General features: G+C 64.6%; 15 protein-coding genes. 10 read left to right on the top strand and 5 right to left on the bottom strand.

Annotated elements, in window-relative coordinates:
* Positions 1 to 35 precede the first annotated feature (35 nt).
* From ahcY to AC1DNF_RS29570, 4 genes are all read left to right on the top strand, one after another.
* Positions 36 to 1,475 (top strand): adenosylhomocysteinase, encoded by a 1,440-nt coding sequence (gene ahcY / locus AC1DNF_RS29585; protein WP_478152226.1) that lies wholly within the window; start codon positions 36 to 38, stop codon positions 1,473 to 1,475.
* A gap of 19 nt (positions 1,476 to 1,494) precedes the next feature.
* A complete protein-coding gene (locus tag AC1DNF_RS29580; RefSeq protein ID WP_478152225.1) occupies positions 1,495 to 2,292 on the top strand; it encodes a TlyA family RNA methyltransferase in 798 nt (265 codons plus the stop codon).
* Positions 2,270 to 3,103, top strand: a complete 834-nt coding sequence (gene metF / locus AC1DNF_RS29575) for a methylenetetrahydrofolate reductase [NAD(P)H] (protein ID WP_478152224.1) — start codon at positions 2,270 to 2,272, stop codon at positions 3,101 to 3,103. Before AC1DNF_RS29580 ends, metF begins: the two co-directional genes overlap by 23 nt.
* A 191-nt stretch (positions 3,104 to 3,294) precedes the next feature.
* Positions 3,295 to 3,774, top strand: coding sequence for a septal ring lytic transglycosylase RlpA family protein (locus AC1DNF_RS29570; RefSeq protein WP_478152223.1), 480 nt, complete (start codon positions 3,295 to 3,297; stop codon positions 3,772 to 3,774).
* Positions 3,775 to 3,791: 17 nt separating this feature from the next.
* On the opposite strand, the gene AC1DNF_RS29565 is transcribed toward AC1DNF_RS29570, so the two are convergent.
* Positions 3,792 to 4,688, bottom strand: a complete 897-nt coding sequence (locus tag AC1DNF_RS29565) for a 23S rRNA (adenine(2030)-N(6))-methyltransferase RlmJ (RefSeq protein ID WP_478152222.1) — start codon at positions 4,686 to 4,688, stop codon at positions 3,792 to 3,794.
* A 197-nt stretch (positions 4,689 to 4,885) separates the two neighbouring features.
* Here AC1DNF_RS29565 and rplM point away from each other — a divergent pair, with 197 nt between their 5' ends.
* The 4 genes from rplM to mdtD all read left to right on the top strand — a co-directional run bounded on the left by rplM (position 4,886) and on the right by mdtD (position 7,706).
* Positions 4,886 to 5,317 (top strand): 50S ribosomal protein L13, encoded by a 432-nt coding sequence (gene rplM / locus AC1DNF_RS29560; protein WP_478152221.1) that lies wholly within the window; start codon positions 4,886 to 4,888, stop codon positions 5,315 to 5,317.
* Positions 5,318 to 5,328: 11 nt separating this feature from the next.
* A complete protein-coding gene (gene rpsI / locus AC1DNF_RS29555) occupies positions 5,329 to 5,721 on the top strand; it encodes a 30S ribosomal protein S9 (RefSeq protein ID WP_162569459.1) in 393 nt (130 codons plus the stop codon).
* Positions 5,722 to 5,840: 119 nt separating this feature from the next.
* Positions 5,841 to 6,206: an iron-sulfur cluster insertion protein ErpA gene (gene erpA / locus AC1DNF_RS29550; RefSeq protein WP_478152220.1), complete on the top strand. Its 366-nt coding sequence runs from the start codon at positions 5,841 to 5,843 to the stop codon at positions 6,204 to 6,206.
* 81 nt (positions 6,207 to 6,287) lie between these two features.
* On the top strand, positions 6,288 to 7,706 hold the full coding sequence (mdtD, locus tag AC1DNF_RS29545) for a multidrug transporter subunit MdtD (protein ID WP_478152219.1): 1,419 nt from the start codon (positions 6,288 to 6,290) through the stop codon (positions 7,704 to 7,706).
* Between the two features lie 21 nt (positions 7,707 to 7,727).
* On the opposite strand, the gene AC1DNF_RS29540 is transcribed toward mdtD, so the two are convergent.
* Together AC1DNF_RS29540 and AC1DNF_RS29535 are read right to left on the bottom strand one after the other, a co-directional pair.
* The gene (locus AC1DNF_RS29540; protein ID WP_478152218.1) at positions 7,728 to 8,840 is read right to left on the bottom strand and encodes an anhydro-N-acetylmuramic acid kinase; all 1,113 of its coding nucleotides are present in this window, start codon (positions 8,838 to 8,840) and stop codon (positions 7,728 to 7,730) included.
* 63 nt (positions 8,841 to 8,903) lie between these two features.
* Entirely contained in the window at positions 8,904 to 10,253 is a 1,350-nt protein-coding gene (locus tag AC1DNF_RS29535) for a peptidoglycan DD-metalloendopeptidase family protein (protein ID WP_478152217.1), read from the bottom strand.
* A gap of 158 nt (positions 10,254 to 10,411) precedes the next feature.
* Here AC1DNF_RS29535 and tyrS point away from each other — a divergent pair, with 158 nt between their 5' ends.
* Positions 10,412 to 11,644, top strand: a complete 1,233-nt coding sequence (gene tyrS, locus AC1DNF_RS29530) for a tyrosine--tRNA ligase (RefSeq protein ID WP_478152216.1) — start codon at positions 10,412 to 10,414, stop codon at positions 11,642 to 11,644.
* Between the two features lie 37 nt (positions 11,645 to 11,681).
* On the opposite strand, the gene AC1DNF_RS29525 is transcribed toward tyrS, so the two are convergent.
* Both AC1DNF_RS29525 and AC1DNF_RS29520 read right to left on the bottom strand, forming a co-directional pair.
* A complete protein-coding gene (locus AC1DNF_RS29525; protein WP_478152215.1) occupies positions 11,682 to 11,813 on the bottom strand; it encodes a hypothetical protein in 132 nt (43 codons plus the stop codon).
* A 210-nt stretch (positions 11,814 to 12,023) separates the two neighbouring features.
* On the bottom strand, positions 12,024 to 12,542 hold the full coding sequence (locus tag AC1DNF_RS29520) for a FecR family protein (RefSeq protein WP_478152214.1): 519 nt from the start codon (positions 12,540 to 12,542) through the stop codon (positions 12,024 to 12,026).
* 124 nt (positions 12,543 to 12,666) lie between these two features.
* Between AC1DNF_RS29520 and dtd the strand changes: the two genes are divergently transcribed.
* Positions 12,667 to 13,110 (top strand): D-aminoacyl-tRNA deacylase, encoded by a 444-nt coding sequence (dtd, locus tag AC1DNF_RS29515; RefSeq protein ID WP_478152213.1) that lies wholly within the window; start codon positions 12,667 to 12,669, stop codon positions 13,108 to 13,110.
* Positions 13,111 to 13,272 lie beyond the last annotated feature (162 nt).

The following is a 13,272-nucleotide window of genomic DNA, read 5'->3' as shown; positions in this document are numbered from 1 at the left end:
GCAGCGGCATCTTTCAAGCTTGCTTTGGAGTTTTCATGAGCGCTGTTCTCAAGCCCACCCCCGTTGCCACCGCCGACCAGGCGATCGCCGACCTCTCTCTTGCCGCCTGGGGCCGCAAGGAAATCCGCATCGCGGAGACCGAGATGCCCGGCCTGATGTCGATCCGCGAGGAATTCGCGAAGAGCCAGCCGCTCAAGGGCGCGCGCATCACCGGCTCGCTGCACATGACGATCCAGACCGCCGTGCTGATCGAGACGCTGCAGGCCCTCGGTGCCACCGTGCGCTGGGCTTCCTGCAACATCTTCTCGACGCAGGACCATGCCGCCGCCGCCATTGCCGCCACGAACACCCCGGTTTTCGCGATCAAGGGTGAGTCCCTCGAAGACTACTGGGACTACACCCACCGCATCTTCGACTTCGCACCCAAGGGTGCGCCCGGCGAAGGCCCGAACATGATCCTGGACGACGGCGGCGATGCCACGCTGCTGATGCATCTGGGCCAGCGCGCCGAGAAGGACCAGAGCGTCCTGGCCAGTCCGACCAGCGATGAAGAGCGCATCCTCTACGCGGCGATCAAGGCCAAGCTCGCCGTGGACCCGACCTGGTACACCCGCAAGTCCGCCGAGATCATCGGCGTGACCGAGGAAACCACCACCGGCGTGCATCGCCTGAACGAGATGAGCGCCAAGGGAACGCTGCTGTTCCGCGCCATCAACGTGAACGACTCGGTCACCAAGAGCAAGTTCGACAACCTCTACGGCTGCCGCGAATCGCTGGTGGACGGCATCAAGCGCGCGACCGACGTCATGATTGCCGGCAAGGTGGCCTGCGTGGCGGGCTATGGCGACGTGGGCAAGGGCTCGGCCCAGGCGCTGCGCGCGCTGAGTGCGCAAGTGTGGGTGACCGAAATCGACCCGATCAACGCATTGCAGGCCGCGATGGAAGGCTACAAGGTCGTGACGATGGAGTACGCCGCCGACAAGGCCGACATCTTCGTGACCACCACGGGCAACCGCGACGTGATCCGCCACGAACACATGGTCGCGATGAAGGACCAGGCGATCGTCTGCAACATCGGGCACTTCGACAACGAAATCGCCGTCGCGTCGATCGAGAAGTACGAATGGGAAGAGATCAAGCCGCAGGTCGACCACATCACCTTCCCCGACGGCAAGAAGATCATCCTGCTGGCCAAGGGCCGCCTCGTGAACCTGGGCTGCGGTACGGGCCACCCGAGCTTCGTGATGTCCTCGTCGTTCGCAAACCAGACCATTGCGCAGATCGAACTCTTCACCAAGCCGGACGCCTACCAGGCCGGCAAGGTCTACGTCCTGCCCAAGCACCTCGACGAGAAGGTGGCGCGCCTGCACCTGAAGAAGGTCGGCGCCATGCTGACCGAACTGACCGATGCGCAAGCGGCCTACATCGGGGTCGACAAGAACGGCCCCTACAAGCCGGATACCTACCGTTATTGATCGCCCGCGGCGAATCGCAGTGCGCGCAGATCAATTGCTCGTCGAACGCGGCCTTGCCGCTTCGCGCTCGCAGGCTGTCCGGCTGATCGCGGGCGGTCTGCGCTGGCGGGAGGGGATGGCATGGCACGTCGTGGTGAAGAACCGCGACGAGGTACCCGAACACGCCGAACTCGAACTGGTCGATGCGGCGGAGGCTCGCTATGTTTCGCGTGGCGGGCTGAAGCTCGAAGGCGCGCTCGCGGCGACCGGCATCGATCCGCGCGGCAGGCGTTGCCTCGACGTGGGGCAGTCGACAGGCGGCTTCACGGATTGCCTGCTGCAGCATGGCGCCGAACATGTGGTGGGTGTGGACGTCGGTCACGGCCAACTGCATTCGCGGGTCAGCGAGGACGCGCGCGTGACGGCCGTCGAAGGCGTCAATGCGCGCACGCTCAGCGCCGGGGCCTGGGCGGAAGCCTCGCCCGACGATTCGGCTTTCGGCCTGATCGTGGCCGATCTCTCCTTCATCTCGCTCACGCTGGTGCTGCCCGCGCTGGTGCCCCTGCTGGCCCCCGGCGGGGACATGTTGATGCTGGTCAAGCCGCAGTTCGAACTGCAGCCGGGGCAGGTCGGCAAGGGAGGTATCGTGCGCGACCCGGCCTTCTATGCGGTCGTCGAGGAACGGCTGCGCACGACCTGCGCGGAACTCGGCTTGCGCGTCGCAGGCTGGCTCGACAGCCCGATTGCGGGCGGCGACGGGAACCGCGAATTCTTCATTCATGCCGTTCATGCAAATGGCGATCCAGGAGCCGGCCGTGCGCCTTCCGCTCAGCTTTGAATTCTTTCCGCCCAAGACGTCCGAAGGCGTGACCAAGCTGCGCGTCGTGCGCCAGCAGCTCTATGCGCTGCGGCCGGAGTTCTGCTCGGTGACCTATGGCGCCGGCGGCTCCACGCACGACGGCACTTTCAGCTCCGTGCGCGAGATCCTCGAAGAGGGCGTCGACGCCGCCTGCCATTTCTCGTGCATCGGTGCCACGCGGGCGACGGTGCGCGCCCAACTGGCGGAGCTGAAGACGATGGGAGTCAAGCGACTCGTCGCGCTTCGGGGCGACCTGCCGAGCGGCTACGGCATGGGTGGTGAATTCCACTATGCCAGCGATCTTGTTGCCTTTATCCGCGAAGAGACCGGCCGCGACTTCCACATCGAAGTGGCTTGCTACCCCGAAGTACATCCGCAGGCCCGCTCACCCGAGGCGGACCTGCAGGCTTTCGCCGCGAAGGTGAAGGCCGGCGCCGATTCGGCGATCACGCAGTACTTCTTCAACGCCGAGGCGTACTTCCGCTTCGTCGACGAGGCGAGGAAGCAGGGTCTGGACACGCCGATCGTGCCCGGCATCATGCCCATCACCAGCTCGACCCAGCTGATGCGCTTTTCCGATGCCTGCGGGGCCGAGATTCCGCGCTGGATCCGGCTTCGCTTGCAGGGCTTCGGCGACGATACCGCGTCGATCAAGGCCTTCGGCCTGGACGTGGTGACGGACCTGTGCGATCGCCTGCGCAGCGGCGGCGCCCCGGCCCTGCACTTCTATACGATGAACCAGTCGGCCGCGACGCTCGCTGTACTGGAGCGACTGGGCGGGGGCGAATGAGTTTGCGGGGCTGCCGATTCGCGGATTGGCTCGCGCTCCTTGCCGCGGCCGGCCTGCTCGCGGCCTGCACCACGCAGCCGTCTGCGCCACCCGCCGGCACTGGCGCTGGCGCTGCTCAAGGTGGATTGCGGCCGCTGGCGAGGCAGCCCGCCCTGCCACCCGGCGCCCCGCCGCGCTCCCAGGTGCCGTCGGTGCGCTATGACCTTGCGGTGTCCGGCGGCGAGGCCCCGGATGACGGGATTCCTGGCGACAATGCTCCGCGCGAAATCTTCGAGCGCGGTGGGGCCTCCTGGTACGGCATCCAATTCCATCAGCGCAGGACGGCGAGCGGCGAGCGTTTCGACATGACGGCGCTCACAGCCGCACACAAGACGCTGCCGTTCAACACCCGCGTCTGCGTGCGCAGCCTGGTGAACGGGCGCGAGGTGCTGGTCCGCATTAACGACCGCGGACCCTATTCCTCGGGGCGCATCATCGACCTGAGCCGCGCCGCGGCCGAAGCGATCGGCATGCTGGACCTCGGTATCAAGCCCGTGGCGCTCTCCGTCATGGCGGAGCAGGGCTCTCGCTGTGGTGGCGTGGAAGTGGAGGAGGCGGCGCCTGAACCGGTCGTCGAGGAGCGTCCGCCGGCGCCGCAACGGCGCCGCGTTGCGCCCCGCAAACGGCGCTGAGCCCGGGCCCGAGGCTCTCAGCCGCCGCTGTCGAGCGAGAACGCGGCGTGGCGGTCCTGGGCGAGCCGCTCCACCATCTGCGGCAAGGCAGCCTGCAGGAGTGCCTTGAGCGTATAGGGGGGGTTGATGAGGAACATGCCGCTGGCCGGGAGGCCGGGGCGGTGCGTCTCGCCCGAGGCATCCGTCACGATCTTGCTCGACTTGACGGTCAGCGTCGCATGCAGCCAGGGTTTGCCGGACTTGGTGGCCAAGGTCTTGAGCCGGCGTGGCAGATCGTGTGCCTCGGGCCGAGGAATGATGGGATACCACACGGCATAGGTGCCGGTGGCAAAGCGCTTGAGCGCCTCGGCCGCGAAATCCAGCACCCGTGCATAGTCGCTCTTGATCTCATAGCTCGGATCGCACAACACCAGCGCACGGCGTGAAGGCGGCGGCAGGAACTTGGTCGCGCTGCCGAAACCGTCGTCGCGCAGGATGGCGATCTGGCGCCCGGCTTCGAGCTGGGCGATGTTGGCGTCGAGGGTGCGCGCGTCGGTCGGATGGAGCTCGAAGAGCTTCAGCTTGTCATGCGCTCGCAGCAGATGATGGATGATGAAGGGCGACCCCGGATAGATCTTCGCGCCGCCTTTGGGATTGAAGTCGCGGATGACCTGGAGGTAGCGCGCCAGCGCGTCGGCCACGGGAGCGTCGGAGGGCTTGGCGTCGGCGAAGAATCGGAGCACACCTTCGGCGGCTTCGCCGCTCGTGCCCGCGTAGTCGCCGTCCAGGCGGTACAGACCGGCACCGGCATGCGTGTCGACCACCGTCAGGGCGGCGTCTTTTTCGAGGAGGTAGTCGAGCGTGGCAATCAGCACCGTGTGCTTGAGCACGTCGGCGTGGTTGCCGGCATGGAACGCGTGGCGGTAGCTGAACATGGCTCGATGGTAACGGTCTGCGCGGACGATTTGCCGGTTTGATCGGCCCGGATCCTCCGATTCTTCATATAATGGCGGGCTTCGCAGCGTTTTAGTGGCCCCGCGGCGGAGATTCAGACCCCACCTAAGAGATTCCCGCCAGAGGAACGCCGACCGTGGAAAAGGGCCCGCTCAAACCCTCTTTCGAAGAGAAACTCATGACCAAAACGTTCAGCGCCAAACCCGCTGACGTGACGCACGAGTGGTTTGTGATTGACGCGACCGACAAGGTCCTCGGACGAGTAGCCAGCGAAGTTGCTCTCCGTTTGCGCGGCAAACACAAGGCCATTTACACGCCTCACGTCGATACCGGTGACTTCATCGTCATCATCAACGCAGCCCAGCTGCGCGTCACCGGCGCCAAGCCGATCGACAAGATCTACTATCGTCACAGCGGTTATCCCGGCGGCATCAGTGCCACCAACTTCCGCGACATGCAAGCCAAGCATCCGGGCCGCGCCCTGGAAAAGGCCGTCAAGGGCATGCTGCCCAAGGGTCCGCTCGGCTACGCGATGATCAAGAAACTCAAGGTGTACGGTGGCGCAGAGCACCCGCATACCGCCCAACAGCCCAAAGTGCTGGAACTGTAAGGAGCCTTGAGATGATTGGTGAATGGAACAATGGCACCGGCCGTCGCAAATCGAGCGTCGCCCGTGTGTTCATGAAAAAAGGTACCGGCAAGATCACGGTCAATGGCAAGGACATTCAGGCCTACTTTGGCCGTGAGACGTCCATCATGATCGCGAAGCAGCCGCTGTTCTTGACGAACAACGTCGAAGCTTTCGACATCATGATCAACGTGGCCGGCGGTGGCGAATCGGGTCAGGCCGGCGCGGCGCGCCACGGCATCACACGTGCGCTGATCGACTACGACGCGACGCTCAAGCCAGTGTTGAGCCAGGCTGGCTTCGTGACGCGCGATGCGCGCGAAGTCGAACGCAAGAAGGTCGGTCTGCATTCGGCACGCCGCCGCAAGCAGTTCTCGAAGCGCTGATCACGCGTTGGGCTTACGGCCCTTGTTGCCAAAGAACCGCCTTCGGGCGGTTTTTTGCTGATTGCAGTAGGATTCGTCCATTGGCCGCGAGTTCGGCCCCCTCACAGGAGTCCTCTCAAATGAGCGCCGTTGCAGAAAACATCCAGACCCAGATGCCCGAGCCGATCCTTTTCACGGACAGCGCCGCGGCCAAGGTGGCCGACCTGATCGCCGAAGAAGGCAACCCTGAACTCAAGCTGCGCGTCTTCGTGCAAGGCGGGGGGTGCTCCGGCTTCCAGTACGGTTTCACCTTCGATGAAATCACCAATGAAGACGACACGACCATGACGAAGAATGGCGTCTCGCTGCTGATCGATGCCATGAGCTACCAGTACCTGGTGGGCGCGGAAATCGACTACAAGGAAGACCTGCAAGGCGCGCAGTTCGTGATCAAGAACCCGAACGCCACCAGCACCTGCGGCTGCGGATCGAGTTTCTCGGCCTGATGTGGTGAGTCCCTCTTCGCTTGCTCGAAAAGCCGCCTCCGGGCGGCTTTTTACTGCCTGCCGCGTCCTGGCGAAGAAGCCATGAGGTCAGAGGACACCTCGCCCAAGAGCCTGCTCTGGCTCGTTGCCGTCGGCTTCTTCATGCAGACGCTCGACGCCACCATCATCAATACGGCGTTGCCCGCGATGGCCGCGAGCCTGGGCGAAAGCCCTCTACGCATGCAATCCGTGGTCGTAGCGTATGCACTCACGATGGCGATGCTGATTCCCGCCTCGGGCTGGATTGCCGATCGCTTCGGCACGCGGCGGGTCTTCTTCTCGGCCATCGTGCTGTTTGTCGTTGGCTCGATATGCTGCGCCTTGTCGCCGGGCATCGGGCAATTGGTCGCGGCGCGCGTGCTTCAGGGGCTCGGAGGCGCGTTGCTGCTGCCGGTGGGGCGCCTCGCGCTGCTGCGCACGGCGCCACGCAGCGAGTTTCTCAAGGCCATGAGCTTCGTGGCTGTCCCCGGTCTGATCGGGCCCTTGCTCGGGCCGACTCTCGGGGGCTGGCTCGTTCAGTATGCGTCCTGGCACTGGATCTTTCTGATCAACGTCCCCGTGGGCCTGGTCGGCTGCATCGCCACTCTGCGCTTCATGCCCGACCTGCGCGGAGTTCTCCAGCGCCGGTTCGACAGCGTCGGCTACGCCATGCTGGCTTTTGGAATGGTGACGATCTCGCTGGCGCTCGATGGGGTGTCGGGCCTGGGGCTGCGGCAGGTCGGCGTGCTGGTGCTGCTGGTATTCGGCTTCGCGAGTGTCACGGCCTATTGGCTGCACGCGGCGCGCAGGCCCGATCCGCTCTTCGAGCCATCCCTGTTCGGTGTGCCGACCTTGAGCATCGGCCTGCTCGGAAACCTGTTCTCGCGGCTGGGCAGCGGCTGCATGCCATTCCTGATTCCGTTGCTGCTTCAGGTCTCGATGGGCTATTCACCACTGCGGGCCGGCCTCATGATGCTGCCGATCGCGCTGGCCGGAATGGCGATGAAGCGCTACGCCGCGCCTTTGATCATGCGGCACGGCTACCGGAAAGTGCTGGTCATCAATACGATGCTCGTAGGGTTGACGATGGCGAGCTTCGGGCTCGCGGCGCCCGGACAGCCGATGGCGCTGAACATCACACAATTGATTGCCTTTGGTGCCTTCAATTCGCTTCAGTTCACCGCCATGAACACCATCACGCTGAAGGATCTGGACGGCGGCATGGCGAGCAGCGGCAACAGCTTGCTTTCGATGGTCCAGATGTTGGCGATGAGCCTGGGTGTCGCGGCCGCCAGCGCGGTGCTGGCTGGCTATACGGGCATCTTCGGCACTGAGACGCCGCTTGCGACCTTGCACGCCTTCCAGGGGACGTTTGCGAGCATGGGGCTCATCACGCTGGCCTCCGCCCTGATCTTCTGGCATCTCCCACCGGAGGCGCGTGTGGTCCAGCCGGAGCAGCCGGAGGTGTCCGGCCAGCGTTGACGAGGATGCCGGAGCTGCGGTTCAGGCGGGATAGATGGCGCCGAGCACACGCGCACCGCGCGCGCCCGTCACACTCGCCAGATTGCCCGCTTCGCGCCGCATCGTGCTGCGCGCCAACCATGCAAAGGCGGCGGCCTCGACTTGCTGGGGCGGGAGACCACGTTCGGCCGACGAGACGACTTCCATGGTGGGGAGCAGAGCCCGCAAGCGAGACATCAGGTGGAGATTGAGCGCTCCGCCGCCGCAAACGATCAACGATTTGCTGTTCATGCCATGTCGTCTGAGATCCGATTCGCAGGCCCGCACAGTCAGCTCCGCCAACGTGGCCTGTACGTCCTCGGGCTTGACGGCCGACGTATCCAGATGCGAGGCGAGCCAGTTCGGATTGAACAGGTCGCGCCCCGTGCTCTTGGGGGGCGCCTTGGTGAAGTACGCATCGGCGAGAAGGAGTGAAAGCAGGTCTGGCAGCACCTGACCGCTGGCGGCCCATTGCCCTGCGACATCGAAAGGTTGGCCGATATGACTCTGGCACCAGTGATCGAGCAATGCGTTGCCGGGCCCGCAATCGAAACCGAGCACCGTGCCGCTCCCCGCGGGAAGCAGGCTCAAATTGGCAATGCCACCGATATTGAGCACGGCGACAGGCTGGTCGGGGCGCGCAAACAGGGCCTGGTGGAAGCCAGGCACGAGCGGCGCGCCCTGGCCTCCCGCGGCAAGGTCGCGGCTGCGGAAATCGGCAACCACGTCGATTCCCGTGATTTCCGCGATCAGGGATGGGTTGTTGATTTGAAGCGTGTAGCCGACCTCGTCGAACTCGCCCGGTCGATGCCGCACGGTCTGCCCATGGGCGCCAATCGCCTCGACGGCATCGGCACGGATGCCGGTATTCGCCAGTAGCTCAAGCACGACCTCCGCATAGACGCGCGCCAGTCCATTGCCGGCCAAGGCGGCACGATGCAGCTCATTGTCGCCACCCAGCGAGTTGAGTGCCATCAACTCGGCACGCAGCGCGACGGGGAAGGACGCGGCAGCATAGCCCTGCACTTGAATGCGTCCATCCGACAAGTCCGCCAGCACACCGTCGACACCGTCGAGGGAGGTTCCGGACATCAGGCCGATGAAGAGTTCAGCCATTTCGAGGTACCGATGAACAAGCAGGTGAGAGCGGGAGACAAGGGGCCGTCACCGCAGAGCCGATCAGTCGGCGCTGGCCTGAACCACCGAGAATGCAGCGGAGAGTTCTGCGCGTGTGGCGAGCGCGAGGCGCTCGAATGCCACACGCGACGCCGCCGCGATTGGAACGCCGCCATCCTGCTGGGCGATGGTGGCCGGATCATGATATTGGCCATTCACCCGAAACTCAAAATGCAGGTGCGGGCCGGTCGCCCAGCCCGTCATGCCGACCGCACCCAGGGTCTGCCCCTGATTGATGGCCTGGCCTACCTTGACGTCGATTCGGCTCAGGTGCGCGTACGCGGTTTCCTGATTATTGCGATGCTTGATGATGACGATGTTGCCATAGCCATTCTGCGTGCCTGCGAACTCCACGGTGCCGTCCCCCACGCTGCGCACGGCGGTTCCCGTGGGCGCCGCATAGTCGATGCCGTTGTGCTGACGCCAGGTGTTCAGGATCGGATGCATGCGCATGGCGAAGCCGCTCGACACGCGCGAAAACTCAACGGGCGAACTCAGGTAAGCCCGGCGGAGGCTGTCGCCGTTGGGTCGGTAGTAGCCACCTTTCTGGCCGGGCTCCTGGAACCACAGCGCCTGGTGCAATTTGCCGCCGCTTTCGAATTCGGCCGACAGCACACGGCCACTGCGCAGGGTCTGGCCGTCCGCGTCGAAGGTCTCGTAGACGACCGCGAAGCGATCGCCCTTGCGCAAGGCGCGGAAATCGACCTCGCCTGAAAAGATGTCGGCCAGCTGACCTGCCACCGAGTCCGGGATGCCCGCATCGTCCGTGGCCGCGAAGAGCGAGCTGCGCACGATACCGCTCGCGAGCCGGGTGGCCGGTGTCAGGGAGTCAGTCTCCGTGCGAGCCCGGAAGCCGCCGCCGGTCTTTTCGATCACGAAGCGCGTGAAGCCGCCGTCGGCGTTCGGAATCCATCGGGCACTGAGCTTCTGGAGCGCGTTTTCATGGCTTGCTTCCGCGGTGACCGTGCGGCCAGGGCGGCTGAGCAGCGCGGCGCGGGCCTCGGGGTTGGCGCGGATGAAGGCAGCTGCCGCCATGTCTGCAATGCCCAGTCGGCGGAGCAGCGCCTCGGCAGTGTCGCTCGATCGCGTGGTTTCGTTGCGGAACAACGTGAAACTGTAGGCCTCCAGCGCTTCCATCTGGTCGGTGGATGACAGGGGTGTCACAGCCTCGAATACCTGCTTCACGGGCAGTTCAGAAGCGTCCGGGCCCAGCGAGGCAACGGCAAAGGCACCGCCGCCGGCGGACAGCAGCAACGCGGCGATCGCTGCCGTGATCTGCCTGGGGTATGTCCGGAATATGTGTGCCACACGGGAAGCCAACAGCTCCTCGGCGGCAAGAATGCCGTTGATCAAATCTCGAATTCCAGCTCAGGTTCTGCAAATCCGCGCTGCGAAGGCCGTGTCGAACGGGGGGCAGGACGGTGCGGAAGGACAGCGCCGCTTAGAATCCGGCGCTTGAAAAGTCGGGCTGAGTATAGCTTCGGCCATAGAGAAAACAGGCAACAAGCCCAATGAACCCCGATTTTGTTACATCCGTAAATCTGTCCGATGGTGTAGGACGAGCCCTCGAAATCTCACTGCGTGGGGCTGACGAACTCCTGCCGCAGGAGGAGTGGATACGCAAGCTGCAGCGGTCGGAAGCGACCGGGACACCCCTGAGAATCAAGCTCGGCCTGGACCCCACCGCGCCCGACATCCACATCGGCCATACGGTGGTGCTCAACAAGATGCGCCAGTTGCAAGATCTGGGCCACTCGGTGATCTTCCTGATCGGCGACTTCACCACCACCATCGGCGATCCCTCGGGCCGCAATACCACCCGGCCGCCGCTCACGCGCGAGCAGATCGAGGCCAATGCCCAGACCTACTACCGGCAGGCCAGCATGGTGCTGGACCCATCGAGGACCGAGATCCGTTACAACTCCGAATGGAGCGACCCGCTCGGCGCGCGGGGAATGATTCAGCTTGCAGCCAAATACACCGTGGCGCGGATGATGGAGCGCGACGATTTCAGCAAGCGCTTCAAGGCGGGCCAGTCGATCTCGGTGCACGAATTCCTCTACCCGCTGATGCAGGGCTACGATTCGGTCGCATTGAAGTCCGACCTCGAACTCGGCGGGACCGACCAGAAGTTCAACCTGCTGGTCGGGCGTCATCTCCAGCAGGAGTATGGCCAGGAACCGCAGTGCATCCTGACCATGCCACTGTTGGAGGGGCTCGACGGCGTCGAGAAGATGTCGAAGAGCAAGAACAACTACATCGGCATCAGCGAGGACGCGAACACCATGTTCGCCAAGGTCCTGTCGATTTCCGATGACCTCATGTGGCGTTGGTACACGCTCCTGAGCTTCCGGTCTTTGGCCGAGATCGCGGCGTTGAAGGCGGAAGTTGGCGCCGGCCGCAATCCCAAGGATGCCAAGGTCGCGCTCGCGAAGGAGATAACGGCGCGCTTTCACGATACGGCGGCCGCAGATGCGGCCGAGCGGGACTTCATCCATCGGAGCAAGGGCGGCGTGCCCGACCAGATTCCGGAGCTTTCGCTTTCCGGCGCACCGCTGGGCATCGCGCAGCTGCTCAAGCAGGCGGGGCTGGCATCGTCGACCTCCGAGGGCAATCGGCTCATCGACGGCGGCGGCGTGCGCGTCGACTCCAGCGTCGTCAGCGACAAGGCGCTCAAGCTTCCTGCGGGCAGCTATGTCGTGCAGGTCGGCAAACGCAAGTTCGCGCGAGTCACACTGAACTGAAGCTCTCGAGCCCGAGGCGGCGCCGCTCGCCCCGAGATCAGCGGACCTCGATGATCACGCGCCGGTTGCTCGGCTCATCGACTTCGTCGCCCGTCTGAATCGCGAGTTCGCGTTTTCCTCGCCCCACAGCCTCGATGCGACCGGCCGGAAAGCGATGGTCGAGGAACATCCGTCGCACCTGCTGCGCGCGGCCGAGCGAGAGCTCATCGCCTCAGATAGGGCCGGGCCAGCGTTTCCTCGCCCTCTTCCGTTCTCACTACCACCGCGGAGGCCTTGCCGTCGGGTTGCGGCAGCAGCACGACGCGGGTGGCAGGCGTGGAGCAGGCGGTGAGAAGCGCTGCTGACCACACGCCTACGAGAAGAAGGAGGCGGCGACGCGTCACGGCTGCGGTTCCGTCTGAACGATGAAGTCGGTGCCGCGGATGCCCACGACCGCGGTCGGGGTCTCGACGCGCACGGCGTCGGGATGAGACTTGCCGATCAGACCCGTGACCATCCGCAACGAGCCATGCAGCAGCGACACCAGCATTCCGCCATCCTGCGTGGTCGAATCGAAATGGAATTCCTTGAGGTCGAGCCGCGACGAAGGCCCGACGATGATCGTCGTGCCGTCACGCAACACGACGCTGGCGGCGGAGTCGGCCTCGGTGACGAGGCGGTCGATGGGCGCTACCGCGTCGCCGGCTCGAGCCGCGCGCTCGCCTCCGGCCACGCCCAGCAATTGAACGTTGCCGCGCACCGACTTCACGATGCCCGCACGCTCTTCGACCGGTATGGCCGTGTCGGATGTTGGTGGGGGCGTCTGGCCCAGCGCGCTGGCTGCACCCATGTGAGTCCACTCAGAACGATCGCGGCTTTCTTCATCTTGCGGTGTGATGGTTTCGATCGTGCCGATCATGCTACCCGAGGAGCGATGCGTCAGCGAAACGCCATAATTCGCGACCGTTACGAGTCGGCACCACCTTGAATCCGCCATCCATCGAAATCCAGTCGCCGCTGCGCTTGCGGGCCGGGGAAGCTCCATGAGGGCCGTGCTCCAGCGCGTGGCCCACGCGCGCGTCGACATCGCGGGGCAAACCGTGGGCGCGATCGATGCGGGCCTATTGATTCTCTTCTGCGCGGAGCGCGGCGACGGCGATGCGCTGGCGGACCGCCTGCTCGCGAAGATCCTGAAGATGCGGATCTTCCCGGACGACGCCGGCAAGATGAATCGCAGCGTGCAGGACATCGGCGGCGGCTTGTTGATCGTGAGCCAGTTCACCCTGGCCGCCGACGTGAGCGGCGGCAACCGGCCCAGCTTCACGCAGGCGGCGCCGCCCGATGAAGGACGGCGGCTCTACGCGTACTTCGTTGCCCAGGCGCGGGCTGCGTATCCCACGGTGGCGACCGGCGAGTTCGGTGCCGACATGCAGGTGCACCTGCTCAACGACGGCCCGGTCACCATCGCGTTGCAGATGTCGAGCTGAGCCCGCCGCGACCTCAGTAGTTCGCCATCAGGCAGGCCTGACCCCGGGGCATGAAACCGGGGTCACAGTCAAATTCGGCGTTCGATGGCATGAGTTTCTTAGTAGTTCGCCATCAGGCAGGCCTGACCCCGGGGCATGAAACCGGGGCCACAGTCAAATTCG

The sequence above is a fragment of the Variovorax sp. 01T432 genome (assembly GCF_056398605.1).
Note: the sequence above shows the minus strand (reverse complement) of the source record. Positions and strands in the feature narration are given on the sequence as shown.